The organism is Herbidospora sp. NBRC 101105, assembly GCF_030269205.1.
Lineage (GTDB): Bacteria > Actinomycetota > Actinomycetes > Streptosporangiales > Streptosporangiaceae > Herbidospora > Herbidospora solisilvae.
Map to the genome: position 1 here is coordinate 1486655 of NZ_BSSX01000001.1, position 25592 is coordinate 1512246.

Sequence of the window (25592 nt, forward strand, 5' to 3'; positions counted from 1 at the left end):
CAGTCGGGGCGGTGAGATGAACGGCGTTTCAGTCAAATTGACGATTCCGCTGGTCACCAGTGACGTCAGGGCGTGATGTCCAGGTTGATACGTTGATGATGATATGAACGATCACCACACGCCCGTCCTCGTCGGGGCCGGGCAGGTCTCCGAACGCCTCGGCGACCCCGGCTACCGGGGCCGCTCGCCCGTCGAGCTGGCCGCCGCCGCGGCCGCCCTGGCCCTCGCCGGCGTCGACCCCCGCGCGGTCGACACGATCGCCGCGGTACGGCAGTTCGAGATCTCCACCCCTCAGGCGGTGGCCCCGCTGGGCCGCTCGGACAACCTCCCCCGCTCGGTCGCCCGCCGCGTCGGCGCCGACCCGGCCCGCGCGATCCTCGACGTGACCGGCGGCCAGTCGCCGCAGCACCTGGTGACCGAACTGGCCGCCTCGATCGCGGCGGGGGAGTCGCGGGCCGCCCTGGTCGTCGGCGCGGAGGCCATCTCCACGATCGCCCACCTGATGCGCTCCCCCGACCGGCCCGACTTCACCGAGCACGCGCCCGGCGGCCTCGACGACCGGGGGTACGGCCTCGACGGCCTGGTCGACGCCGAACTCGCCCGCCACGGCCTGACCAGCGCGGCGGCCCAGTACGCCCTCTTCGAGAACGCCCGCCGCGCCCGCCTGGGCCAGACCCGCGACGAGTACGCCCTCGGCATGGGCGCCCTGTTCGCCCCCTTCACCCGGGTCGCCGCCGCCAACCCGCACGCCGCCGCCCCCACCGAACGCACCGCGGAAGAACTCGTCACGGTGTCGGAGCGGAACCGGGTGATCGCCGACCCCTACCCGCGATACGTGGTCGCCAGGGAGAAGGTGAACCAGGGCGCCGCCGTGCTGCTCATGTCGGTGGCCAAGGCGCGCGAGCTGGGCGTCCCGGCGGGCCGGTGGGTGTACGTCCACGGCCACGCCGACGTGCGCGACCAGGACATCCTCGCCCGCCCCGACCTCAGCCGCGGCCCCGCCTCGGCCCTGGCCGTGACCGACGCCCTCGCCCAGGCCGGCGCGACCCCCTCTGACGTCGCCGCCGCCGACCTCTACAGCTGCTTCCCGGTCGCCGTCACCAACATCACCGACGCCGTCCCGCTGACCTGCCCCCTCACCCTGACCGGCGGCCTGCCGTTCTTCGGCGGCCCCGGCAACGCCTACTCCCTGCACGCCATCGCCGAGGCCGTGGCCTTCTGCCGCGCCCACCCCGGCGACCTGGCCCTGGTCGGCGCCAACGGCGGCCTCCTGAGCAAGTACTCGGTCGGCCTGTACGCCACCACCCCCGCCCCCTGGACCGAGCAGTCGGACCTCCAGGGGCAGGTCGACGCCTGGCCGAAGGTCGCCGTCGCCACCGAGGCCGACGGCCCGGCCACGATCGAGACGTACACGGTCCGCTACAGCAGGGACGGCCGCCGGACCGGCATCGTGCTCGCCCGCCTGGACGACGGCCGCCGCTTCGCCGCCACGGCCGACCCGGCCCTGCTGACGACCGGCGAACCGGTCGGCGCCCGGGTGCACGCGACCTCGACCGCCACGGGGAACACGGTGCGCTAACCGAGCGCGGCCGTCAGTTCGTTCCGGGTCGTCACGCCGAGCTTGCGGTACACGTTCGACAGGTGCACCTCGACCGCCTTCGGGGTCACGAACAGCGTCTGGGCGATCTCGCGGTTGGTGCCGCCCTTCCCGGCGAGCTCGGCGACCCGGCGTTCGCTCGGGGTCAGGCTGCCCGCGCCCGTCTGGGTGAGCGGGCGGGGCCGCGCCCCCAGGGCGTGCAGCCGCACCGTCGCCTCCTCGACCAGCGGGGCCGCGCCGCAGCGGAACGCGAGTTCGCGTCCCCGGGCGACCATCGCCGCCGAGTCGCCGAGCGCGACCAGCGTTTTGGCGTGCTCCAGCCGCGCCGACGACAGCGCCAGCACCTCGGACGACTCCTCCAGCAGCGCCCGCGACCCGGTCACCGTCCCGGCCACCCGCAGCGCCCGGCCGAGCGCCGGCGCCGAGCCCCAGGCGCGGGCCAGCGCCAGTTCCTCCCGCGCGTAGTCGGCGGCCAGGTCACGGCGGCCCTGCCCGCACAACGCGAGCGCGGCCTCCGACCGCCACGGCACCACGGCGGGGTTGCGGCCGCCGAAGGCCGCGTAGCCGGCCCCGGCCCGGATCGCGGCGGCGCGGGCCTCCTCGAACTCGCCGCGCGCCCGGCGGACCCGGGCCCAGGCGAAGTCCAGGTGGTGGGGCGGACCCGAGCGCGGGGCGGTCGCGATCTCGTGGAAGTGGCCGAGCACGGCCGCGGCCTCGCCGGGCCCGCGCTGCTCCAGCACCGCCTCGGCCAGCCAGCCGACGCTCTGGCTGACGGTCACCTCGCTGTGGGTGAGCCGGGCGGTCCGCACGCTCTCCCGCAGGTCGGCCTCCGCCTCCGCCAGGTCGCCCCGCAGCAGCCAGCAGCCGCCCCGGATGTGGGTGTGCAGGCCGAGCAGCGCCAGCGACCCCTGCGCCAGCGACGCCTCGACGGCCGCCGTCGCCCCGGCCAGGCCCTCGTCGAGGTCGCCGAACGGCAACACGCTGTAGGAGGGCGCGAGCGACCGGCCCCGGATCTCCGGGGAGTCGTTCGGGTCGGCCGGGTCGACCGGCCGGGCCGCCAGCGCGGCGACGGCCCGGCGGGCCAGATCGAGGCCGCGCGGGTCGCCGGTGTGCAGGTCGTGGACGGCCAGCGTGCCGTCGAGGCTGGCGGCGGCGACGGTGCCGGTGCGGGGGAGGGCGTGCAGGCGCTCGATCCGGGCGGGGTCGAGCGGCGGCGCGGAGCCGGTCGAGGGCCCGGCGACGACGATGGTCTCCAGGCGGCGGCGCAGGTCGTCGAGGCCGTCGGGCAGCCGGTCGAGCAGCCCGGTGACCAGGTCGGCGGCCTGGGCGCCGCGGCCGGCGTACACGAGCGCGAGGCCGGTCAGCACCGTCAGCCTGACGCGGGTGCCGAGTTCGGGTTCCATGGCCAGCGCGCCCGACAGGTGGCCGACCGCGAGGTCGTGGTCGAAGCGCAGCGCCGCCATGCCCGCCTCGATCTCCAGCTCGACACGTTCCGGGCCGGGCGGCAGGCCGGTCAGGGCGTGCCGGAGATAGGCGTGCGCCGCCTGCGGCGCGCCCCGCGACAGGGCGTCGGCCCCCGCCTCCCGGAGCGGCCCGGTCATCGTCGCGGCGTCGACCGGGGTGACCCGCAGCAGGTGGGCGGCCACCTTCTCGGCCCCGGCCCCGGCCGCGCGCAGGCACTCGGCCGCGCGGGCGTGCGCCTCGGCCGCCCGGCCGTGGTCCATGCGCTCGTGGACGGCCGCGCCCACCAGCGGATGGACGAAGTCGTAGGCCCGCTCCCCGGCGCAGACCAGGTCGGCACGTTCCAGCGCCGCGATCGCCCCCTTGACCTCCAGCACGGGCGCGCCGGTCAGCGTGGCCAGGTTCGCGGTCGTCGCGTGCGGTCCCAGCACCGCCACCGCCTCGGCCACCCGCACGTGCCCCTCGGGCAGCCCCGCCAGCTCCAGGCCGACCCGCCGGGTCAGCGCCCGCGCGCCCAGCTCCCGCAGCCGTTCGGCGTTGGCCGCCGTGGGCGGGGTGCCCGAGGCGACCAGCGCCCGCGACGCCTCGCTGACCAGCAGCGGAACCCCGCCGGTCGCCTCGGCGCAGGCCCGCGCGAACGCCTCGTCGGGCCGCCGGCCGGTGATGCCGTCGAGCACCGCCGCCACCCCTCCCGGGGTCAGCGGCGGCAGCGGCAGCCGCTCGGCCTCGGTGAGGACGACGTCGAGCAGCCCCCCGTCGGACTCGGGCCGCGACCCGGCGGCCACCAGCAGCGGCAGCCCGTCGACCCGCGGCAGCAGGTAGGCCAGGAACCGCAGCGACGCCTCGTCGGCCCAGTGCAGGTCGTCGAGGAGCAGGACCACGGGGCCGCTCTCGCACACGTTCGCGACCAGCCAGAACAATCCGTTGAGCACGGCGTAGTCGCCCGGCGGCTCCCCGGGCGCCCCGAGCACCGACGCCGCCGCGGCGGCGGGCCCGGTCAGCAGCCGCTCCCGGTCGGCGGCCCGCGCGACGACGGGTTCGAGCAACTGCCGCACCACGCCGAACGCGTAGGTGCGCTCCAGCCGGGACGCCCGCGCCGACAGCACCCGGTGCCCGTCGGCGGCAGCGCGGACCGCCGCGAGCAGCCGGCTCTTGCCCGCGCCGGGCCCGCCGTCGACCACGACGAACCGCCCGGCCCCGCCGGCCAGCGCGCGCAGATGGGCGTCGAACGCGGCCAGCTGCCGCTCACGTTCGACGAGAGGTGTGTCGATCACGCGGGCATGGTCTCCGAATAAGAGGCCGCCGTCTATGGCGGATTACACGTTCAGCCGCCGGGCCAGGCCCGTGTTGCGGGCCGTGCCGAGCCGGTGGACGGCCTGTTCGAGGGCCTCGCGGTGGCCCACCAGCACGACCCACGCCTTCGCCCTGGTCACGAGCGTGTAGAGCAGCCGCCGCCGCAACATGACACCGCCCGACTCGGCGACCAGCGGCGCGACCACGAACGGGTATTCGCTGCCCTGCGCCCGGTGCACGCTGATCGCGTAGGCGTGGGTGAGGTCGTCGAGCTCGTCGAAGCCGTATTCGACCTCGCGCCCGTCGTCGACCCGCAGGGCGGCGGTGCGGCCGGGCAGGTCCATGGCGGTGATCGTGGCGGTCTCGCCGTTGAAGACGCCCTTGTCGTAGTTGTTGCGCACCGGCATGACCCGGTCGCCCACCCGGAACACCTCGGGCCCCGACCAGAACTCCGCCACCCCCTCGCGCGCCGGGTTGCGCCGCTCCTGCAGCAGCCGCCCGATCTCGACCGTGCCGGTGACGCCGCGCCGCATCGGGCACAGCACCTGCACCTGGTCGGGCGGCACCCCCTGTTTGCGCGGGATGCCCTCGGTCGCCAGCTCCACCACCCGTTCGGCGACCAGCTCGGGATCGCCCGCCTCCTCGAACCAGAACCCGCCGCGCCCCGGCAGGTCGGGCAGGTTCCCCGAGCGGATGAGATGGGCGGCCCGCACGATCCCGCTGCCCTCGGCCTGCCGGAACACGTGGGTGAGCCGCACCCGGGGGATGCCGGGCACCTTCAGCACGTCGGCCAGCACGTTGCCGGGGCCGATGCTGGGCAGCTGGTCGGTGTCGCCCACCAGCAGCAGGTGGCTGCCGTCGGGGATCGCGGCGGTCAGCCGGACCGCCAGGTGGAGGTCGAGCATGGAGGCCTCGTCGACCACGATCAGGTCGGCCTTCGCCGGGGCCTCGGCGAACAGGGTGGTGCCGTCGTCGTCGGGGGCCATCAGCATGCGGTGGACGGTCATCGCGGGCAGCCCGGTCAGCTCCGACAGCCGCTTGGCCGCCTTCCCGGTGGGCGCGGCCAGCGTCACCGTGCCGCCCATCGCCCGGACCGCCCGCGCGAGCGACCGCACGGTGTGGCTCTTGCCGCACCCCGGGCCGCCGGTCAGCACGGTCACCTGGCAGGTCAGCGCCAGGGTCACCGCCGCCCGCTGGTCGTCGTGGAGGGAGGCGTCCTCGTCGTAGTGGCGCATCGGCATGCCCGACCGGGCCGACATCAGGCGCTGGAGGTGCCCGGCCAGCGCGACCTCGCGGCTGTGCAGCTCCTTGTCGTACACGACGACCCGGCCGGGCTGTTCCCCGGCCTCGACCACCACGCGGCGTTCGGCGGTCAGCGCGTCGACCATCGTGCGGACCAGCTCGGGATCCTGCTCCACCAGCTCGGCGGTCTGGGCCAGCAGCGCGGGCATCGGCAGGTGACAGTGGCCGCCCCGCGCGGCGGCCGATTCGAGGCGGTCGAGGATCGCCGCCTTGATCCGCTGCGGGCTGCGTTCCGGTACGCCGGATCGCAGGGCGATGCGGTCGGCGATGTGGAACCCGACCCCGCGCACCCGCCCGATCAGCCGGTAGGGGTCGGTGGAGACGACCTCTTCGCTCTCGGAACCGAACGCCTGGTAGATCTTGGCGGCCAGTAAGGGGGAGACCCCGAACCCCTGCAGGGTCACCATGAGGGCGGCGACCGCCTTCTGGTCGAGCCAGGCCTCGACGATCTGGGCCCGCCGCTGCGGGCCGATGTTGAGCACCTCGGTCAGCCGGTCGGGCTCGGCGTCGATCACGGTCAGGGTGTCGGCGCCGAAGTGCCCGACGATCGCCGCCGCAAGCCGGGGGCCGATGCCCCGGATCAGCCCCGACCCCAGGTAGGCCTGGATGGCCGGGATCGTCGCCGGGGTCACCCGCTCGCACGCCTCCACCGCGAACCGGCGGCCGTGGCGCGGGTGGTCGGACCACGCCCCGGTGAGCCTGAGGGTCTCGCCGGGCTGCACGCCCGCCAGCACGCGACCGGCGGCGACGAAACCGCCGCCGCCGTCGCTCATCCGCGCGACCGTGTATTCGTCGTCGCGGACGAACACCAGCCGCTCGACCGTCGCCTCCACGGGCGCCACTCTAGGAGCCCCGGGCGACAGTTCCGGTCACACGGCCACGATGTCGAACTGCTCCCAGCCGCCGATGGCGGCCCGGTTGGCGATCAGCGCGGCGGCGCCGCCGTTCTCGGCGCAGACGTACTGGTTGTTGGCCTGGGCCCGGAGGCTGACCGAGCCGTTCGGGTTCTGCACCAGCGTGAAGGTCTCCCAGGGGCCGACGGCCGCCCGGTTGGCGATCAGCGGCGCGGCCCCCGCGTTCTCGGCGCAGACGTACTGACCGTTGGAGCGGGCCCGCAGCGCGATCTGGCCGCCGGCCAGGTTGACGCGCTCGAACTGCTGGGCGGTGCCGGCCGTGGTGGCGTTCGCGATGAGGTTCTGACCGGCGCCGGCCGTCACGAACCTGCTGTTCGCGCGGGCGCGCAGCGCGACGTAGGCGGTGGTCTGCGGCAGCGTCGTGGCCGACACCCCGCCCGACGGCGCGGAGGTGTTCCCGGCCGCGTCGCGGGCGGCGACGGTGAAGGTGTAGGCGGTGTTCGGGGTCAGCCCGGTCACCGTGAACGTGGTCGCGGCGGTCGTGCCGGCCGCCGTGCCGCCCCGGTTGACCTGGTAGGACGCGACGCCGACGTTGTCGGTCGAGGCCGCCCACGACAGCGTGACGGAGGTCGCCGTGCGGTTGGTCACCACCAGGTTCGCGGGTACCGACGGGGCCTGGGTGTCGCCGCCGCCCGACACCACCGGCGGGGTCGGCCGGGTGGCCGTCAGCGCGATCTGGCCCTTCAGCATGCGGCCGCCGTCGCCGGTGAGGCGCAGGTAGTAGTCGGCCGAACAGAAGGTGCCGTCCTCGTCGAGCGCCAGGATGCCCGACCCGGCGGGCACGGTGGCCTGCGTCTCGGTGGTCTTGGCGATCTGGTTGCCCTCGTTGTACTCGTCGAACATCGAGATGTAGATGCCGTGCGACCCGGCGCGGATGGTGTTGTAGAACATGCGCCACATGAAGTCGCCGTGGGCGCGGGCGCGGGACTGGAGGTCGCCGGGCATGACGCAGGGCTGGTAGTCGATGCCGTTGGCGTTGCAGTCGGCCACGTCGGGCACGACGTTGTTGGCGTAGAAGCCGTCGAGGCCCGAGATGGTGTGGGTGCGGCCGACCATCCACGGCGAGATCATGTTGAAGGCGCGGTAGACCTCGCCGAAGCCGGTGCGGGAGTCGTTGATGCCCTGGCGCCAGTAGGTGGGCACGCCGCCGATGACGTAGCAGCCCTGGGCCTTGAACCAGTTGATCACTTCGAGGCAGGGGGCCGGGGGGAAGGGGCGGCCGGGGTCGTTGAAGCCGAAGCCCCAGATGCAGACGACGGGCTTGCCGTTCTGCTTGGCGTACATCGGGCTCTGCGTGTAGGCCGACATCTTGGTCGTCCAGTCGGTCTTGATCTCCGACTGGAAGTTGGTCCAGTTGGTGACGTCGTACATGATGTAGAACTTGCGGCCGTAGGCCTCGGCGGCCTGCCGGACCTTGGCGGTGATGCCGTCGCGGATCGGGCCTTCGGCCCCGAACGGGTTGAACCGCTGTAAGGCGGCGGTGTCGCAGTTGTAGTCGCGCATCCACTTGAAGTGGGTGTCGATCGTCTGCTGGTCCCAGGAGGAGAACAGGTTGGCCGTCTGGCCGTTGTTCAGGTTCTGGTAGAGCGTCGGGTAGGTGCGCGTGTAGTCGCGGATGTCCGGCCACGACACGATCGTGTTGTTCGACGGCGACGGCGGCACGGTGTTGTCGGCACCGCTCCAGTGCCACCAGCGGTCGATGGGCGACCCGTCGCCACGGCAGGCGAACCAGCCCTGGTAGCCGACGGTGATCTTGCCCACCACGTCGCCGGGCGGGCTCGCCGCGTGTGCCGGGCTGGAGAGCGCGGACAGCACACCGGTCGAGGACACCGCGGCGAGGGCGGAGCCGGTCATGGCGGAGGTCATGAACCCCCGGCGGGAGACGGCCACGTGGGACTCCTTCGGTCTGGCGGAGGGGAGGGCACGTCGCGGTGTTATCGCCGCGTAACATCGGACGGCTCGGCGTCATCTTGACAGCCGTCGACACACGAACGCAACATTCGGCAGCCCTTTGGAAACTTCCGAATTAACAACCGGTAGAAGTGCGCAGGTCAGCGTGACATGGTGGACCGATCCAGGTTGTCGGAATCTGTAAAGAACCCTTCGACTTACTCGAAAAGATCGGATCTCTAGGTACTCACTTGAATGAGAGTTGAGTACTTGCTAGCGTTTGAGTACCGGAACGGAGGAGGAGTTGTGGAACTGTCCGCTGGTGCGGCCCTCGACGAGGTGCGCCGGGTCGAGGAAGAGGTGCGCAAGACGCGCCGGGCCCACGGCGCGATTCTGCTGACGATGGGCCTGGCCACCGGGCCCTACTGGGGCGCCATGCTGCTCGGCCCCGACTGGGCCGGTTATGTCGCGGGCGCCGGGTGGATCGCCCTGGTGATCTGGATGCTGGTCCTCCCGCGGCGCCCCGGTCTGCGCGGGCGGGTCAGCACGCCCTGGGTCTCCCGCCTCGCGGTGCTGGGCGGGGTGACGTTCCTCGCGCCGATGCTGGTCGCGACCGGTCTCAAGATCGCGGGTGTGGAGAGCGCGAACTGGCTGGTGGCGGTGTTGTGCCTGATCTCGGGCCTGCCGATGATCTACGCCGGCTGGCGGCTGCGGAGCAGCCGGTGAACGCGGCCAGGCCGCCGCAGGAGCACACCCACCCGCGCCACGACCTCGACGACCTGATCCACGCCCCCGTGCGCCTGTCGATCATGGCGGCCCTGGCGGCGGCCGAACAGGCCGACTTCCGGTTCCTCAAGGAGACCATCGAGGTCAGCGACTCCCTGCTGTCCAAGCACCTGCTGGCGCTCGAAGAGGCGGGCTACGTGAACGCGACCAAGGCCTTCGAGGGCAAACGCCCCCGAACGTGGTTGTCGCTGACCGACCAGGGGCGCGCGGCGTTCGGCAGATACATGGACGTGCTCCATCAGATCATCGGAAAACCCTCCTGAGCCGACGGCGGCTCGCTGTGGAGCGGCAGGCGCAGGACCATGCAGGCGCCCCGGGCCGAGTCCGCGACGGTGAGCGAGCCCTGGTGGGCCTGGGCGATCTCCCGGCAGATGGCCAGGCCGAGGCCGGTGCCCTTGGGATCCAGCTCACGTGATTCGGGCAGCCGCGCGAACCGCTCGAAGACGAGCTCACGAAATTCGGGGGCGATACCGGCGCCGTCGTCCGCGACCACCAGCACCCCGGTGCCGTCCTCGGCCCTGACCGCGACGGTGATGCGGGTGGCGGCGTGCCGCTGGGCGTTGTCCAGCAGATTCGCCAGCAGCCGGGAGATCAGCAGCCGGTCGCAGAAGACGATCACGTCCGGCTCCAGGTCCGTCTCGATCGGCACCCGGCCGTGCGGGCGGCGCTCGATCTCGCGCCGGGCCAGCTGACCGAGGTCGGCCGGTGCCTGCGGGGGCAGCCGATCGTCGTCCATGCGGGCCATGGTGAGGATGTCCTCCGCGAGCGCCTGCTGGCGTTCCATGTCGTCGAGCACGTCGTGGGCGGTCCGCGGCCAGTCGACGTCGGGATCGGTCAACGCCTCCTCCAGCCGCAGCCGGGCTCCCGTGATGGGGGTGCGCAGGTCGTGGGAGACGTCGGAGGTGAAACGCCGCTCCCGCTTGATGGCTCCTTCCAGGAGTCGCAGGGTGCGGTTCACGGTCGTGGCCAGGTAGCGGATCTCGTCGTGGTGGGCCGGGACGGGCACCCGGCGACCCGGGCGTTTCTCGGTGATCTCGGCGAGTTCCGAGGTGATGGCCACCACGGGGCGCAGCGCGCGGCCGACGAGGAAGTCGGTGCCCACCGCCACCAGGATCAGCCAGATCAGCGCCCCGGCGACGAGGATGGCCGCGAACGCCCCGTCGCCGTACCACGGGTGGGCCGGTTCGCCCCCGTAGACGATCAGGGGGCCGCTCGGGGCCGTGATCCACATCGCCGCGACGGTCAGGCACCGATCGGGAAAACTCGGCACGTCGCAGACCACCCCGTCCATCGCTCCAGGGCGACGCGGCGGCACGAAGTACGCCATCCTCGGCTGGCCGACCATCCGGGCGTTGGCCGACACGATCTTTCCGCTCGGGTCCACCACCTGCATCGCGGTCGGTCCCTCGTCGGGCAGCACGGGCGGCACCACCGACTTGCCGGTCAGTTTGTGCAACACCCGCAGGTCGGCGGAGTACACGTCGCGGAGCTGGTCGGACATCCTGGCCTCGTGATTGCTGTCGAGCACGAAGCCCACGGTCACCGCGCACGCCAGCGTGGCCGCGGCCGTCGCCCAGATCGTCAGCCGCAGCCGCACCGACCACTGCCGGGGAGACCTCATCCCGGCCGGTCCGTGTCGCCCTCGTCCACTTCCATCACTGAAAGTTAACAATCACTACTCTGTGTGCATGGCGGCGGGTTGGCCGTATCGGCGTGTCGGACGGCCCGACGGCGCAACGGGACGTAATGTGACGAACACGCAACGCCTTCATCGCTGCGAGTCAATGACCGCGGAGAGTGCGGACGACATGTCGTGCGGGCAGTCCGCACTCTCCGCGGGGTCTCGTCAGCCCGCGTTCTCGCGTGCGGCCCGGTCGTGCCGGTTCGGGATGACCGTGCCGTAGTAGATCATCACCGCCCCGACGGCGACGAAGGCGACCGCCACCGGGATCCGCCACGGATCGTGCAGGTGCAGCGCCAGGAACCAGAGCCGCGACTCGCCGCCGGTCCAGATCGTCCACAGCGGCACCAGCCCCTGCGGGAACAGCGGGATCCAGCAGAAGATCCACAGGAAGGTGACCAGCGCCTGCTTGCCCGGCGGCAGCTTCACCCGGGCCCGCCCCACGGTCGCCGCGCCGGAACCGGGCGCGACGGTCCCGCCCGAGCGCATCAGGCTCAGCAGCTCCGGCCCCCGCGACGCCAGCCGCCGGTGGGCCAGCCGCCCGAACCACCCCGTCAGGAGCGCCCCCGTGGCCACCCCGACCGCCACGGCCAGCCACGACACGACCGGCAGGTCGAGCGTGTCACCCAGATAGGCGACGCCGCCCGCCGGGAGCGCCGTCACCGTCACCAGCAGCAACATCAGCACGACCTGGCCGAAGATGCCGCCCGCCTCCAGTGGGTTGCCGCTGCGCTTCGACGGCTCGGTCACCGGCACCAGCATGGCGACCGACACCAGGGCGATCAGCCCGGCCCCGCCGCCCAGCACCGCCGCCAGGATCGACAAGGTCCACGGCCACGTCCAGCCCTCGCCGCCCACGATCGTCCCGGCGACCGTGAAGACGATCGCGACGGGGGCCACCCGCAGCAGCCAGGCGAGCTGGCGGCCTCGTACCTCCGCCCGCTCGGTGCCCGGGTTGACCAGGTTCAGCCACAGGGAGGTGCCGTCGAGGCCGAACAGGTTGGCCGAGGTCGCGGCGGCCATCACGACCACCAGGACGCCGGCCCACGGCAGCATGCCGTACCAGCCGATGATCAGCGGGACGAGGGTGTAGAGCAGCCCGAAGAAGACGGCGAACCAGAGCAGGTGGGTGCGCATGAGGTCGCGCGACCACGTCCGCGACTCCTTGGCCGCCACCGCGGTGACCGGGCCGCGCGCGGCGAGGTCGCGGCCGGTGCCCCGGGGCACCCGGTGGAGGGGCTTGGTCGTGGTCCGCCTGACCAGCAGGTGTGACCACACGAGCAGCGCCAGCGCGATGAGCGCGCAGATCCCGAGGAGGGCCGCCGCCACCACGAGCCAGTCGCCCCGCCCGGCCGCCTCCACGGCCGCCACGCCCCAGCCCGACGGCAGCCGGCGCACCACGGCGGAGAAGGACGGCGGAAAGCCCGACGTCAGCAGGTCGAACTGGATCGCCGCCCAGATCAGCACCCACGACTGGTTCAGGACGACGTTCATCGACGCGTTGACCAGCGCCGCCAGGACGGCGCCCGTCCGCGACCTGACGGCCACGCCGAGCACCGCGATCATCAGCCGCGACAACACCACGACCAGCACCACCATGAGCGGCGCCGCCACCAGCGCGACCACGAAGGCGGCCAGGCCGAACGGCCCCGCGTAGACCACCAGGGCGCCGAACGCGACCAGGCTGACCAGCGGGGGCACGCCGACGAACGCGGTGCCGAGCAGGCCGAGGGCCAGCCTGCGGGGGTCGATCGGCAACAGCGAGAAGTGCTCGGGCCGGACGCTCTCGTCGCCGCCGCCGGTGTAGACGGGGCCGAGCATCCAGCCGAACAACCAGACCGCGAAGACGGCCGCCAGCAGGTCGCCGTCGATCCCGGCCACCACGATCGTGCCGATCGCCAGGGCAAGGCCGGCCAGGCCGCCCATGACCATGCCGGCCGCGCGCGACCCGCCGATCGAGTGCCGCAGCACCCGCACCTTCATCGCGATCAGGACGCCAACCACGACGGGCCCTTCACGCCGGCGACGTCGGCCCCGACCAGTTCGACGAACCGGTCTTCGAGGGAGCGGCCGGCCCGCACCTCGTCGAGGGGCCCGGCGGCGGCGACGCGGCCCCCGTCGATCACCGCGACGTGGTCGCAGAGCTGCTCGACCAGGGCCATGACGTGGCTCGACAACACGACGGAACCACCACCGGCGACGAAGCCGCGCAGCATGGCCCGGATCGTCAGCGCGGAGACGGGATCGACCGCCTCGAACGGCTCGTCGAGCACCAGCAGGCGGGGGCCGTGCAGCATCGCGGTGGCCAGCCCGATCTTCTTGCGCATGCCCGTCGAGTAGTCGATCACCAGGGTGCGTTCGGCCTGGTCGAGCTCCAGGATCTCCAGCAGCTCACCGGCCCGTGCGCCCGCCGTGGCGCGGTCGAGCCCCCGCAGCCGGCCCAGGTAGGTGAGCAGTTCGCGGCCCGTCAGCCGTTCGGGCAGCGCCAGCCCGTCGGGGAGCACGCCCACCCGCGCCCGCGCGCCGATGGGATCGGCCCACACGTCGACGCCGAAGACGCGGGCGTGGCCGGTGTCGGGGCGCAGCAGGCCCACGGCCATGGACAACGAGGTCGTTTTCCCGGCGCCGTTGGGGCCGACCAGGCCGTAAAAGGATCCGGGTGGGACAGAAAGGCTCACATGGTCGACCGCTATTTTCGGGCCGAAGCGTTTGCCGAGTCCGTCGAGTTCCAAAGCCGCTGTCACGACGGCACCTTATCGGCCCAAGGGCAGCCATTTGAATATGTAGTAATTGTGGAATTATGTCCCGTTCGCGCCATCTTCGCCCGGAGCCCGGAATTCTGTCGCGAACTCGCGTAACGAACCTCGAAATCCCGGCAATATGCTCATATGACTTCACCGGATGAGGACGTCGAGCGTGCCCTCCGCGCGTTGAAGCACAACCCCACTCCCGCCGTCGCCATCGAGGCCGCCCAGGCCGTCGACGAGCGGCTGCGGGCCGCGGGGCCCACGCCCGCCCTCGTCCAGGCCGCCGCCACCGCGCACTCCCGTGCCGGGGAACTCCTCCTGGAGCGGGCCGTTCCGGGGCTGGGCATCTCGTTCGTCGACGCCGCCGTCATGGCGCGGCGGACCTCTCCGGATCTCACCGAGGCGGCGCGGCACCTGCTCACGGCGGTCTGCCACGACCCGCACGACGCCCACACCCTCCTGCTGCTCGGCTCGGTGGCGCTGGCCACCGGCGAGCACGAGGCCGCGCTCGCGGCGGTCGGGCAGGCGCGCCCGGCCGAGCCCGAGCACGCCGCGATGCTCGGCACCCTGTACGCCTGCCTCGCGGCCTACGACCCCGGCACGCACGAGGGCCGCAGGCTCTCGATCCTGCGCGCCGCCCTGGGGGCCCCGCCCAGCCTGATGCGCCCGCCCGCCCTGCTGGCCCTGGGCAACCTGCTGACCACCAAGTCGGAGGCGCCGCAGGACCTGGCCGAGGGGGTCGACGCCCTGGTCGAGCTGATGGAGCAGGCCAAGCCCGGCGACCCCGAGTTCGAGCACGCCATGATCCTGGTGCTCGCGGCGATGTGCCGCCATCTGACCGTCGAGTTCCCCGCCGACTTCGGCCGCCTCGCCGCGGCGCTTCCCTGGGGCACCCGCGACGACCTCACCCTGGCCTGCGCGGCGGCCTGCCGGTCCCGGGTCGAGCGGGAGCCCGAGCACCTCACCGAGGCCGCCCGCCACCTGCGTGCGGTCGTCGAGCGACCCCGGCCCGACGACCGGGAGACGTTCCTGCTGGCGGGGGCGGGGCTGGTGCTCTTCTACGACCGGTTCGTGGCCAAGTTCGCGCTCGAATGGCTGAACGCCGCCGACCGGTGCTGCGACATCCTGGAGGCGCTGCCCTACAACACGGACGTGTCGGCCATGCGGCGGGCGATTGCGAAGCAACGGTCCGCTTAAAGCAAAATGTCCTTTATGACCGACATGCTCACCCGGTACGCCCGCCTCCTCGCCGCCTCCGCGGACGCCCACGTCGCCCTCCAGGGCGGCAAGGTGTCACGGAGCGACGACATGTGGCTGGCCGACTTCGGGGGAGCGGCCGGGTTCGCCAACGGGGCGACGCTGCTGCGGGAGCCCGAGAACCTGGGCAAGCTGGCCGACGAGGCGCTCGACTTCGCCGACCTGCACGAGGGTCCCGGCCTGTTCTACTTCTGGGGCGGCTGGCCGCTGCCCGAGCCGGCCGCGCCCTGGCGCCCCGACGGGCAGCCGCCGCTGATGATCCGGGAGCCCGGCGAAGCGCCGCGACTGCCCCACCACGTCGAGGAGGTCACCGGCGACCCCGCCGAGTTCGAGGCGACGGTGGCGCGGGCCTACCCGCTCGACCGGGCGGGCTGGCAGCCGGGCCGCCTGTTCGGCGGCGACGTCCACGGCACCGGCTGGCGGTTGTTCCTCGGGCGGCTCGACGGGCTGCCGGTGGCGACCGCGGCGGCGTACACGCAGGACGGGCTCACCGAGGTCAACTACGTGTCGGTGGCTCCGGAGGCGCGCGGCCGGGGGTTCGCCGCGGCCGTCACCTTCGCCGCCGCCTGCTCCGACCCCGCCGCGTCGGCCATGCTGCTGGCCAGCGACCTCGGCCTGCCCGTCTACCGGAAGATGGGGTTCCGGGAGCTGACCCGGTTCCACATGTGGGCCTACGAGCGCTGACGCGGCGGCAGCGGGAAGAAGCCGCTGGTCCGGTTGACGTAGTCGACGTACTCCTGGCCCTTGCTCCTGGCCATGCGCTTCTCGGTGAGGGCCTTGCCGCTCTTGGAGATCAGCAGATAGGTCATCAGCCAGGGGCAGACGATCGTGACGAGCGCCCACGGGGTGCCCAGGGCGATGAGGAACAGGCCCCACCACACGGCGGCGTCGCCGAAGTAGTTGGGATGCCGCGTCCACGCCCACAACCCCTGGTCCATGACCCGGCCCTCGTTGGCGGGGTCGGCCTTGAACCGGGCCAGCTGCGCGTCGCCGATCGCCTCGAACGCGAACCCGACGATCCAGAACGCCACGCCCAGCCAGGTGAAGACGTTGAGCGGCTGGGGCTGGAACATGGCGATCTGCACCGGCAGCGACACGAACCACATGACCGCGCCCTGCGGCAGGTAGATCCTCCTGAGCACGAAGGGCACCACCGGGCCGGTGTTCTGGCGCAGCATGGCGGCGTACCGGGGGTCCTCGCCCTTGCCGCGGTTGCGGTGGTGGATGTACGCGCCCAGCCGCACCCCCCAGATCGCGGTGAGCACCAGGGCGAGCAGCGACCGCGCCAGGTTGCCCTCGCCGGAGGCGAGCGAGAGCACGAACGACACGATCGCCACGACCACGAAGCCGAGGCCCCAGACCGAGTCGACGATCGACTGGTTGTTCGTGCGCAGCGCGTAGGCCATGGTCGCGGCCATCGTCAACGCGACGGCCACGAGGGTCGCCGCCAGATTGATCCAGATCACGTCAACCGTCTACCCGCTCGATGAGCACCGCCACCCCGAGCCCGGCCGCGCCGCTGACGGCGGCGACGCCGTAACGGCCGCCGAGGCGGGTCAGGTTCTCGGCGCACTGTCCCACCATGATCGCGCCGGTCGCGCCGAACGCGTGCCCCATCGCGATCGTGCCGCCTCCGGGGTTGAGCCGGTCGGGCCCCGGCCCGAGGTCGCGCCGCAGCCGCAGGCACAGGGCCGAGAAGGCCTCGGCGAACTCGTAGACGTCGACGTCGGCGGGGGTGAGCCCGGCCCTGGCGAGCACCTTCTCGACGGCGGCCTGCCCGGCGGTCAGCATGACGACCGGGTCGACGGCGGCGGTGGCGGCGCCCACGATCCTGATCGGGCTCTCGGCCGTGCCGAGGACCAGCAGCGCCGCCCCGTCGGCCAGCGCGGGGGAGGAGCCGACCGTGTGGTGGTGGACGATCTCGCCGACCTCCGGATGGGCCTTCAGCGCGATGGCGTCCTGCGCCGGGTCGGCGAAGGCGGGGGCCAGCGCGGCCAGCGACTCCATCGTGGTGCCCGGCCGGATCAGCTCGTCGCGGTCGAAGAGCGAGCCGTCGGCGCGGGGCACCGGGATCACCGAGCCGGCGAAGTCGCCCCGGTCCCAGGCCGCCGCGGCCTTCGTGTGGGTCTCGACGGCGTACGCGTCGAGCTGCTCGCGGGTCCAGCCGTCGACGGTGGCGTTGAGGTCGGCGGCCACCCCCATGTGGATCGAGCCGACCCGCTCGATCGTCGCGGGGTCGGTCCAGAGGGGCGCGCGGTCGCTGAACATGGGCACCCGGGACACGCTCTCGACGCCGCCGGCGACCGCCAGGTCCATCTCTCCGGCACGGACGCGCGCCGCCACCTGCGCCACGGCGTCGATCCCGCTGGCGCAGAAGCGGTTGACCGTCCCGCCCGGGACCGCCTCGCCCCATCCGGCCAGCAGCGTGGCCACCCGGGCGAGGTTGCCGCCCTGCTCGCCGACCTGGGAGGCCGACCCGACGATCACGTCGCCGACGGCGGCCGGGTCGAGCCCCCGCTCGACGAGCGCCCGTTGCAGGCCGGCCACCAGGTCGACCGAGCTCCGGTGGTGCAGCGAGCCCTTCGGGGAGCCCTTGGCGCGGGGGGTGCGCACGTAGTCGAGGACGTAGACGTCAGACACGTTTGCACTGTAACTCTGTTTGTTGTAGTACGGGAAGCATGCCGGAAGCCGTATGGGTCCTGGGCGGCCACCAGACCGACTTCGCCCGCAACTGGTCCCGCGAGGGCCTCGACTTCGCCGACCTCACCGCCGAGGTGGTGCGGGGCACCCTCGACGACGCGGGCGTCTCCGCCGCCGACGTCGACGTCGTCCACGTCGGCAACGCCTTCGGCCAGCTCTTCACCGGCCAGGGCCAGCTCGGCGGCATGCCCGCCACCGTCGTGCCGGAACTCTGGGACGTGCCCGCCACCCGGCACGAGGCCGCCTGCGCCTCCGGCGGGGTGGCCCTGCTCGCGGCGATGGCCGACATCGAGTCGGGCCGCTACGACTGCGCCCTCGTCCTCGGCCTGGAGCTCGAACGCACCGTCCCCGGCGACGCCGCGGCCGGTCACCTGGGCGCCGCCGCCTGGGTCGGCCACGAGGGCCGGGACGCCACATTCATGTGGCCCCACATGTTCAGCGCCCTCACCGACGAGTACGACCGCCGCTATGGCGTCGACGAGGCCCACCTGCGCGCCATCGCCCGCCTGAACTTCTCCAACGCCGCGGCCAACCCCAACGCCCAGACCCGGAAGTGGACCTTCACCGACGCGAGCTTCGCCGCCGACGACGCCGCCAACCCGGTCGTGGAGGGCCGCGTCCGCCGCACCGACTGCTCCCAGATCACCGACGGCGGCGCGGGCCTCGTCGTGGTGGGCCGCCGCTTCCTGGAGCGCACCCGCGCCCGGCCCATGGCGCAGCTCCTCGGCTGGGGCCACCGCACGGTCGGCCTGCCCCTGGACCAGAAGCTCGCCCGCAGCGCCGGAGCGCCCTACGTCCTCCCGCACGTCCGCCGGGCGATCACCGACGCCTTCGCCCGCGCCGGGGTCTCTTTGGCGGAAATCGACGGCATAGAGACACACGACTGCTTCACCATGTCGGAGTACGCCGCGATCGACCACTTCGGCATCACCGGCCCCGGGGAGAGCTGGAAGGCCGTCGAGAACGGCGACCTGGAGATCGGCGGGCGGATCCCGGTCAACCCGAGCGGCGGTCTGATCGGCGGGGGCCATCCGGTCGGCGCGACCGGGGTGCGGATGGTGCTCGACGCCGCCAAGCAGGTGGCGGGGCGGGCGGGGGCCTATCAGGTCGAGGGGGCCCGCCGCTTCGGCACGCTGAACATCGGCGGCAGCACGACCACGACCGTCAGCTTCGTGATCGGGACAGGGGAGTGACGATGGACGTCGAGGTCGTGGCGCGGGTCCTGTCGACTCTTCCGGAAGACGACGACCACCCCTACCGGACCGGCCCGTGGCGTCCCCAGACCACCGAGTGGCGGGCCGACGACCTCGACGTGGTCGGCGAGATCCCCGCCGACCTCGACGGCGTCTACCTGCGCAACACCGAGAACCCCGTCCACCCGGCCATCGAGCGCTACCACCCGTTCGACGGCGACGGGATGGTCCACGTGATCGGGTTCCGCGACGGCCGGGCCTTCTACCGCAACCGTTTCGTCCGCACCGACGGCTTCCTCGCCGAGGCCGAGGCCGGGCAGGCGTTGTGGGCGGGCCTGGCCGAACGCCCGTCGCTCTCGCTGCGCGACGGCCGGGGCGCGCGGGGCGGCCTGAAGGACTCCTCCTCGACCGACGTCGTCGTGCACGCCGGGGTGGCGCTGACCAGCTTCTACCAGTGCGGCGACCTCTACCGGCTCGACCCGCTGACCCTGGAGACGCTCGGCAAGGCCGAATGGCACGGCGACTTCCCCTACGCCTGCGGGGTCTCCGCCCACACGAAGGTCGATCCGCGCACCGGGGAACTGCTGTTCTTCAACTACGGCACCGACGAGCCCTACATGCACTACGGCGTCGTCTCCGCCGACGACCGGCTGACCCATTACGTCGACGTCCCGCTGCCCGGCCCCCGGCTGCCGCACGACATGGCGTTCACCGAGAACTACGCGATCCTCAACGACTGCCCGATGTTCTGGGATCCGGACCTGCTGAAGAAGGGCAGGCACGCGGCCCGCTTCCACCCCGACCTCCCGCTGCGGATCGGCGTCATCCCCCGGACGGGCTCGACGGTCCAGTGGTTCGAGGCCGCGCCGACCTACGTGCTGCACTGGGTGAACGCCTACGAAGAAGGCGACGAGATCGTGCTCGACGGCTTCTTCCAGGAGGACCCGGAGCCCAAGGACGTCGGCGACGGCAGCTACTACCAGCGCATGTTCCGCTTCCTGGCGCTCGACCGGATGAAGACGAAGCTGCACCGCTGGCGGCTGAACCTGAGGACCGGGCGGTGCCGGGAGGAGCGCCTCACCGACTCCGTCACCGAGTTCGGGGTGCTCAACGCCCGGTACGGGGGCGTCGGCTACCGCTACGCCTACGCGGCCACCGGGGTCGAGGGCTGGTTCCTCTTTGACGGGCTGACCAAGCACGACCTGCTGACCGGCAGGGAGGAGACGTACAAACTGCCGCCGAACGTCTACGGCAGCGAGCCCGCCATGGCCCCCCGGGCCGGGGCGGTCGCCGAAGACGACGGCTACCTGGTCACGCTGACGACCGACATGAACGACGACCGGTCGGAGTGCCTGATCTTCGACGCGGCCCGCCCCGCCGACGGCCCGCTGGCCCGCGTCCGCCTGCCCGAACGCGTCTCCAGCGGCACCCACGCCACCTGGGCTCCGGGTGACTCGATCCCCGGCTGGCGCACCGCTGACTCACCCGAACGGGCCGTCCGGCTTGCCTGAGCCCGGAACGCACCCCACGGTTCTCGCGCCGGGCGGGACGAACGCGGTCGGCATGACCCTCGGCCTGGTCGGCGACGAGTGGAACCTGCTCATCCTCCGGTACGCCATGATGGGCGCCCGGCGCTACGGGGAGTGGCGCGACGCGCTGCCGATCTCCCACGCCGTGCTGACCGGGCGGCTGGCCTTCCTGACCGAGACGGGCGTGTTCGACAAGACGTCCACCGCCTCGAAACGGCCGGAATACCGCCTGACCAAACGCGGGCGCGACCTGTGGCCGGTGCTCCTCACCGTCTGGGCGTGGGAGTCGGCGTGGGTGCCCGACCACGCCGAGCCGCTGCCGCTGATGGCCCACCGGGGCTGCGGGTCGGAGTTCACGCCCGTCCTGGACTGTCGGGCGTGCGGCGAGGCGGTGGCGCCGCGCGACGTCGCCGGGACCTTCGGCCCCTCGGGGACGTGGGAGCGGTCGGTGCCGTCCGGCACGACCCGGCGGCGGGTCGCCTCCGCCTCGGCCGGGTTGTTCCCGCAGACGATGACCCTGATCGGGAACCGCTGGTCGGCGGCCATCCTCGGCGGGGCCTTCCAGGGGCTCCACCGGTTCCGCGACTTCGAGCAGCGCCTCGGCGCGCCGCCCGCGATCGTGGCCGACCGGCTGCGCGTCCTCCGCGACCTGGGCATCTTCGAGCAGGCGCCGTCGGCCGACCGGGCCGACTGGACGACCTATCACCTGACCGACAAGGGCCGGGCCTTCTTCCCCGTCGTGGTGACGGCCATCGCGTGGGGACAGCGGTGGTTCCGCGCGCCCGAGGGGCCGGCGCTGGTCTACCGGCACCTGGGCTGCGGGGAGGCGTTCCTGCCCCGGTTGTCGTGCGGGAGGTGCGGGGTGGCGTTGCGCGGGCACGACGTCGCGGTGGAGCGGCCCGGCTGACCGGCGGTCAGCGTGCCGCGTGGTCCGGCACCGGTTGGCGGGCCCGATCGCCGGTCGGCGGCGCGGCCTTCGCCCGGGTGACCGGGCGGCCCAGCAGGATGCCGGCGAACGTCAGGGCCAGGCCGCCGAGCTGGACCGGGGTCAGGGTCTCGGCGGCGACCAGGGTGCCGACCACCACGCCGGTCACCGGGTTGAGCAGGCCGATGAGGCCGACCGTGCCGGCCGGGAGGTGGCGCAGCCCGGTGAACCACGCGGCGAAGGCCAGGGCGGTGGCGATCACCGAGACGTAGGCGTACGCGCCGATCGCGGGGGCGTCCACGGCCGGGGGCGCGCCCTCGGCGAGGACGGCGACCGGGAGCAGGACCAGCCCGCCCGCCGTGAGCTGCCAGGCCGTGGACGACAACACGTCGACCCCCGTGCTCCACCGTTTGGCCAGGATGAAGCCCACCGACGACAGGATCATCGCGGAGACCGAGGCGAGCACGCCCCAGCCGTTCACCGCCTCGGCGCCGGTGAGGACGGTCAGCGCCACCCCTGCCACGCCGACGGCCGCGCCGGCCAGGTGGGTGACGGCCGGGCGCTCGGAGACCAGGCCCCAGGCCAGCAGCATCATCACCATCGGAGAGGTCGCCATGATGGTGGACGCGACGCTCGACGGAAGCAACTGCGCGGCGAGGTAGATCAGGGCGAAGAAGACGCTCATGTTCAGTGTGCCGAGCACGAGCGAGCGCCACCACCACCCGCCGCGCGGGAGCCGGCGGGTCAGCAGCAGCAGAAGCAGACCGGCGGGAAGGGCGCGGAACACGGCGCCGTAGAGGGGGTGGGTGGCGGGGAGGTATTCGTGGGTGACGTAGTAGGTCGTGCCCCACGCGATGGGGGCGATCGCCGTGACCGGCGCCCACCGCCAAGTAGCTTCCATGGAAGTCAATATAGCTTCCAAGGAAGATATATCCTGACCCGCGTGATCGATCACGTCGCGCGCATCCAGCAGGAGTGGGCCCGCGAGCGGCCCGACCTCGATGTCAGCCCGGCCGGAGTCATCGGCCGCCTCCACCGCGTCGCCGGGCATCTCACCGAACGGCTCTGCCTCGTCTACCGGCGGTTCGGGCTGGCCGAGGGCGAGTTCGACGTGCTGGCCACCCTGCGCCGGGCCGGGGCCCCGTACGAACGGGCCCCCGGCGAACTGGCCGCCCACACCATGGTGACCACGGGGGCGATGAGCAAGCGCGTCGACCGCCTGGAACAGGCCGGGCTCGTCACCCGCCGCCCCAGCGAGTCGGACGGCCGGGGCCGCGTGGTCGCCCTGACGACGGCGGGCCTGGAGCTGATCGACGCGGCGTTCACCGAACACATGGCCAACGAACGCCGCCTCCTCGACGCGCTGGCTCCCGACGACGCCGAACGCCTGGAAGAGATCCTGACCAGGTGGCTGGCCGTCTTCGAACTCCCCGTCGGCGAACCTCCCGCCTGAGCCGCGCGTCCCGGCCACGGCGCCGCCCGGGTCGGCGGGCGGCGCCGTGATGGAAGAGGGACTCAGCGGCGGAACGGGCCCGTCACGCAGTAGGTGATGCCGCCCGAGGACGAACCCGACGTGCCCCGCTGCGAGGAGAAGTAGAGGCGGTCGCCCGCCGGGTTGAAGGCCGGGCCGGTGATCTCCGACGAGCCCTGGTTGCTGATGCGGAGGAACGGCGAGATCTTGTCGTCGGGCGTGATCAGGCAGATCTCCATGTTGCCGCCGTCCTCGGCGACGTAGAGGTCGCCCGCGGTCGAGCCCGTCACGTTGTCGACGCCGGTCAGCGGGGGCGTGCCCGAGGAGACGAGGCTGTCGTCGTAGGCGAGTTCGTAGGTGTTGTTCGTCAGGTTGACCTGCCAGACGCGGTTGTCGCCCTTGGTGGTGAACCAGACCGTGTCGTCGGCGTAGTAGCAGCCCTCGCCGCCGTTGAAGGACTTCGAACCGGACACCTGGTTGCGGGTCGCCGTCGGGTCGCCGTCGGGGTCGGGGACGTTGGCCCAGGTGAACGAGCCGCTGGTGGCCGAGCCCGCCACCATGACCTGGAGGGTGCCCGACGACAGGTCGCCCCACGTGGTGGGCACGAAGCGGTAGAAGCGGCCGTTGGACTCGTCCTCGGTGAGGTAGATCACGCGGCGGACCGGGTCGGCCGCCGCGGCCTCGTGGGTGAACCGGCCCATCGCCGGACGCTGGACCGCCGCGCCGCCGAAGGGGTAGGTCTCGTACACGAAGCCCCTGCTGACCTCTTCGCAGGACAACCACGTGTTCCACGGCGTCTTGCCGCCCGCGCAGTTCTGCCGGGTGCCCGACAGGATGCGGTTGGCCGAAACGACGTTGCCCGAGGCGTCGAACCGGATCGCCGAGGCGCCGCCGCCCGGGTTGATCTCGGAGTTGGAGACGTAGATCCAGCCCGACCCGTCGGCGAAGCAGGCGCCGCCGTCGGGGGCGTCGTGCCAGGTGTACGAGGTGCCGGGGACCACCTGCCGCGAGCGGGCCACCACCCGGCTGGTGAAGCCCGCGGGCAGCCGGATGCCGTTGGCGTCGGCCGCCTGGAGCGCGCCGTAGGGGCCGGTCGCCGGCTGGGCCGGGGCGGCCAGGGCGGCGCCCTGCCAGAGGGATCCGGTGAAGGCCACCGTGCTCGCGCCCAGCACGGAAGCACGAAGGAAATTGCGTCTTTCCATGATTTCTTACCTCCTTGACCGGGACTGTAAGCCGCGTAATGTTTACACACGGTGAACGCAGCGTGGGCGCTGAGTGACGGGTTTGGTATGACCGAGTTTCCGGCATCATCCCGAAATGAGCCCGTACACGCTGCCGTTGACCAGCGAATCCGCCGACGTCGGCACCGCCGGTGGGAAAGGCGCCTCCCTCGCGCGGCTCGCGTCGGCGGGGCTGCCGGTGCCGGGCGGTTTCCACGTCGTCACCGCCGCCCGCGAGGCCGGGATGAACCGCGAGGTGACCGCCGAGATCACGGCCGCCTACCGGGCGATGGGAGAGGACGTGCCGGTCGCGGTGCGGTCGTCGGCCACGGCGGAGGACCGGCCCGACGTGTCGTTCGCGGGGCAGCACGACACCTACCTCGGGGTCCGGGGCGCGGCGGCGGTGATCGACGCGGTGGAGCGGTGCTGGCGGTCGCTCGACAACGACCGGGCGCGGGCCTACCGGGAACGCGAGGGCATCGACCGGCCGGGCATGGCGGTGGTCGTCCAGGAGTTGGTCGACGCGTCGGTGTCCGGGGTGATGTTCACCTAGCTCGACGGGAAGCTGGTGATCAACGCCGCCTGGGGGCTGGGGGAGACCGTCGCGGGCGGCACGGTCACGCCCGACGTCTACGCCGTCGGCCGCGACGGCCACATCGAGGAGACGATCTCCGACAAGACCGTCATGGCGGGCACGTCGGGGCTCGTGCCGGTGCCGGGCGACCTGCGGTCGGCGCCCACGCTGACGCGCGAGCAGGTGATGGCGCTGGCCGGGCTCGGACGGCGCATCGAGATCCTGTACGGCATGCCTATGGACGTCGAGTGGGGGATCGCCGAGGGGAAGCCGTACATCCTGCAGGCCCGGCCGATCACCGGGCGGCGCGAGGTGTGGAACGACTCGCTGCTCGGCGACTACCTGTGGAGCAACGGCAACCTGGGGGAGGCCATCCCCAGCGTGATGACGCCGGTGACCTGGTCGGTGGTCCAGCGGTTCATGGCCGACGCGATGATCAGCGGGTCGTTCGCGGGGCATCCGATGTGCGGGAACATCGGCGGGCGGTTCTACATGAACCTGTCGGTCCTGCTGACCATCGGCGACTCGCTGGGCCTCAACCGGGTGATCAGAGACAGCCTGGAGCCGGTCTTCGGGCGGCTGCCCGAGGGCGCCGAGATCCCGCTGCTCCCGCTGACCCGGCGGCAGTTCGCACGCGGCGTCGTCCCGCTGCTGAGAGGCCGGCTGGCCCTGGTCCCCTACGCCCGGCGGCTCGACCGCATGCTGCCACGCCTGCGGCGCCGGGCCGACGACCTGCGGACCCTGATCGCCGTCAGCAACGACCTGACCGGCCTGTGGCGGGGCGCGGTCGAGCCCTACTTCCGCGACTGCAACCGCCTCCTGGCCGCCGCCGGACGCCAGGACGCCGGCAGCCTGATCTTCCTGCGCAACCGCCTGGAGCGCCTCGTCGGCGCGGCCGACGCCAACGCCCTGACCAGCGGTTTCGGGGCCCACCTGGAGAGCATGGGCCCGCTGCTCGGCCTGGGCGAGGTGAAACGCGGCCGGTTGTCCCGGCAGGAGTACGCCCACCGGTGGGGCCACCGCTGCTCCGACGAGTTCGAACTGTCGGCCCC

General features: G+C 72.7%; 19 protein-coding genes and 1 pseudogene. 10 read left to right on the top strand and 10 right to left on the bottom strand.

Annotated features, from left to right (window positions below; genetic code table 11):
• Positions 1-103: 103 nt before the first annotated feature.
• Positions 104-1579 (top strand): TLP1 C-terminal extension domain-containing protein, encoded by a 1476-nt coding sequence (locus tag QSK34_RS06555; protein ID WP_285581015.1) that lies wholly within the window; start codon positions 104-106, stop codon positions 1577-1579.
• Here the strand turns inward: QSK34_RS06555 and QSK34_RS06560 are convergent.
• The 3 genes from QSK34_RS06560 to QSK34_RS06570 are packed head-to-tail and all read right to left on the bottom strand — an operon-like array spanning position 1576 to position 8457.
• The gene (locus QSK34_RS06560) at positions 1576-4332 is read right to left on the bottom strand and encodes a helix-turn-helix transcriptional regulator (RefSeq protein ID WP_285581017.1); all 2757 of its coding nucleotides are present in this window, start codon (positions 4330-4332) and stop codon (positions 1576-1578) included. The two genes, QSK34_RS06555 and QSK34_RS06560, sit on opposite strands and share 4 nt — an antisense overlap.
• A gap of 42 nt (positions 4333-4374) precedes the next feature.
• On the bottom strand, positions 4375-6486 hold the full coding sequence (recD2, locus tag QSK34_RS06565) for an SF1B family DNA helicase RecD2 (protein ID WP_285581018.1): 2112 nt from the start codon (positions 6484-6486) through the stop codon (positions 4375-4377).
• Between the two features lie 36 nt (positions 6487-6522).
• Positions 6523-8457, bottom strand: a complete 1935-nt coding sequence (locus QSK34_RS06570) for a fibronectin type III domain-containing protein (RefSeq protein WP_285581020.1) — start codon at positions 8455-8457, stop codon at positions 6523-6525.
• A 306-nt stretch (positions 8458-8763) separates the two neighbouring features.
• Between QSK34_RS06570 and QSK34_RS06575 the strand changes: the two genes are divergently transcribed.
• Entirely contained in the window at positions 8764-9183 is a 420-nt protein-coding gene (locus QSK34_RS06575) for a hypothetical protein (RefSeq protein ID WP_161478076.1), read from the top strand.
• The gene (locus tag QSK34_RS06580) at positions 9180-9506 is read left to right on the top strand and encodes a winged helix-turn-helix domain-containing protein (RefSeq protein ID WP_030453338.1); all 327 of its coding nucleotides are present in this window, start codon (positions 9180-9182) and stop codon (positions 9504-9506) included. The genes QSK34_RS06575 and QSK34_RS06580 overlap by 4 nt, the downstream gene beginning before the upstream one ends.
• Here the strand turns inward: QSK34_RS06580 and QSK34_RS06585 are convergent.
• From QSK34_RS06585 to QSK34_RS06595, 3 genes are all read right to left on the bottom strand, one after another.
• Complete coding sequence (locus QSK34_RS06585; RefSeq protein WP_285581024.1) at positions 9482-10864, bottom strand: sensor histidine kinase; 1383 nt, start codon at positions 10862-10864, stop codon at positions 9482-9484. The genes QSK34_RS06580 and QSK34_RS06585 overlap by 25 nt on opposite strands.
• 225 nt (positions 10865-11089) lie before the next feature.
• Positions 11090-12928: a hypothetical protein gene (locus QSK34_RS06590; protein ID WP_285581026.1), complete on the bottom strand. Its 1839-nt coding sequence runs from the start codon at positions 12926-12928 to the stop codon at positions 11090-11092.
• Complete coding sequence (locus QSK34_RS06595) at positions 12913-13668, bottom strand: ABC transporter ATP-binding protein (RefSeq protein ID WP_285581028.1); 756 nt, start codon at positions 13666-13668, stop codon at positions 12913-12915. Before QSK34_RS06595 ends, QSK34_RS06590 begins: the two co-directional genes overlap by 16 nt.
• A 144-nt stretch (positions 13669-13812) precedes the next feature.
• Here QSK34_RS06595 and QSK34_RS06600 point away from each other — a divergent pair, with 144 nt between their 5' ends.
• Together QSK34_RS06600 and QSK34_RS06605 are read left to right on the top strand one after the other, a co-directional pair.
• A complete protein-coding gene (locus QSK34_RS06600) occupies positions 13813-14868 on the top strand; it encodes a tetratricopeptide repeat protein (protein ID WP_285581031.1) in 1056 nt (351 codons plus the stop codon).
• A 15-nt stretch (positions 14869-14883) separates the two neighbouring features.
• Positions 14884-15612 (top strand): hypothetical protein, encoded by a 729-nt coding sequence (locus QSK34_RS06605; RefSeq protein ID WP_285581033.1) that lies wholly within the window; start codon positions 14884-14886, stop codon positions 15610-15612.
• Here the strand turns inward: QSK34_RS06605 and QSK34_RS06610 are convergent.
• Both QSK34_RS06610 and QSK34_RS06615 read right to left on the bottom strand, forming a co-directional pair.
• Positions 15600-16394 carry a DUF1295 domain-containing protein gene (locus QSK34_RS06610; RefSeq protein WP_285581035.1) on the bottom strand — a complete coding sequence of 265 codons (795 nt, stop codon included), beginning with the start codon at positions 16392-16394 and terminating at the stop codon, positions 15600-15602. The two genes, QSK34_RS06605 and QSK34_RS06610, sit on opposite strands and share 13 nt — an antisense overlap.
• 1 nt (position 16395) lies before the next feature.
• Positions 16396-17568 carry an acetyl-CoA C-acyltransferase gene (locus tag QSK34_RS06615; protein ID WP_285581037.1) on the bottom strand — a complete coding sequence of 391 codons (1173 nt, stop codon included), beginning with the start codon at positions 17566-17568 and terminating at the stop codon, positions 16396-16398.
• A 38-nt stretch (positions 17569-17606) separates the two neighbouring features.
• On the opposite strand from QSK34_RS06615, the gene QSK34_RS06620 reads away from it, so the two are divergent.
• The 3 genes from QSK34_RS06620 to QSK34_RS06630 are packed head-to-tail and all read left to right on the top strand — an operon-like array spanning position 17607 to position 21257.
• Positions 17607-18821 (top strand): acetyl-CoA acetyltransferase, encoded by a 1215-nt coding sequence (locus tag QSK34_RS06620; RefSeq protein ID WP_285581040.1) that lies wholly within the window; start codon positions 17607-17609, stop codon positions 18819-18821.
• A gap of 2 nt (positions 18822-18823) precedes the next feature.
• Entirely contained in the window at positions 18824-20332 is a 1509-nt protein-coding gene (locus tag QSK34_RS06625) for a carotenoid oxygenase family protein (protein WP_285581042.1), read from the top strand.
• A 52-nt stretch (positions 20333-20384) separates the two neighbouring features.
• Entirely contained in the window at positions 20385-21257 is an 873-nt protein-coding gene (locus QSK34_RS06630; protein WP_285581044.1) for a winged helix-turn-helix transcriptional regulator, read from the top strand.
• 7 nt (positions 21258-21264) lie between these two features.
• Here QSK34_RS06630 and QSK34_RS06635 read toward each other — a convergent pair whose 3' ends face one another.
• Positions 21265-22176: an EamA family transporter gene (locus tag QSK34_RS06635; protein ID WP_285581046.1), complete on the bottom strand. Its 912-nt coding sequence runs from the start codon at positions 22174-22176 to the stop codon at positions 21265-21267.
• Positions 22177-22218: 42 nt separating this feature from the next.
• Between QSK34_RS06635 and QSK34_RS06640 the strand changes: the two genes are divergently transcribed.
• Complete coding sequence (locus QSK34_RS06640; RefSeq protein ID WP_285581048.1) at positions 22219-22728, top strand: MarR family winged helix-turn-helix transcriptional regulator; 510 nt, start codon at positions 22219-22221, stop codon at positions 22726-22728.
• A gap of 62 nt (positions 22729-22790) precedes the next feature.
• Here the strand turns inward: QSK34_RS06640 and QSK34_RS06645 are convergent, their stop codons facing one another.
• Positions 22791-23948: an alkaline phosphatase PhoX gene (locus QSK34_RS06645; protein ID WP_285581050.1), complete on the bottom strand. Its 1158-nt coding sequence runs from the start codon at positions 23946-23948 to the stop codon at positions 22791-22793.
• Between the two features lie 262 nt (positions 23949-24210).
• Here QSK34_RS06645 and QSK34_RS06650 point away from each other — a divergent pair.
• Positions 24211-24837: pseudogene (locus QSK34_RS06650) on the top strand (PEP/pyruvate-binding domain-containing protein); the annotation flags it as partial.
• Positions 24838-25592 lie beyond the last annotated feature (755 nt).

Bases quoted from the DNA above. Each gene is read 5' to 3' on its own strand.
- QSK34_RS06555 (WP_285581015.1), top strand. From the start codon at position 104: ATGAACGATCACCACACGCCCGTCCTCGTCGGGGCCGGGCAGGTCTCC.
- QSK34_RS06585 (WP_285581024.1), bottom strand. From the start codon at position 10,864: ATGAGGTCTCCCCGGCAGTGGTCGGTGCGGCTGCGGCTGACGATCTGG.
- QSK34_RS06600 (WP_285581031.1), top strand. From the start codon at position 13,813: ATGACTTCACCGGATGAGGACGTCGAGCGTGCCCTCCGCGCGTTGAAG.
- QSK34_RS06605 (WP_285581033.1), top strand. From the start codon at position 14,884: ATGACCGACATGCTCACCCGGTACGCCCGCCTCCTCGCCGCCTCCGCG.
- QSK34_RS06620 (WP_285581040.1), top strand. From the start codon at position 17,607: ATGCCGGAAGCCGTATGGGTCCTGGGCGGCCACCAGACCGACTTCGCC.
- QSK34_RS06625 (WP_285581042.1), top strand. From the start codon at position 18,824: ATGGACGTCGAGGTCGTGGCGCGGGTCCTGTCGACTCTTCCGGAAGAC.
- QSK34_RS06630 (WP_285581044.1), top strand. From the start codon at position 20,385: ATGACCCTCGGCCTGGTCGGCGACGAGTGGAACCTGCTCATCCTCCGG.
- QSK34_RS06635 (WP_285581046.1), bottom strand. From the start codon at position 22,176: ATGGAAGCTACTTGGCGGTGGGCGCCGGTCACGGCGATCGCCCCCATC.
- QSK34_RS06645 (WP_285581050.1), bottom strand. From the start codon at position 23,948: ATGGAAAGACGCAATTTCCTTCGTGCTTCCGTGCTGGGCGCGAGCACG.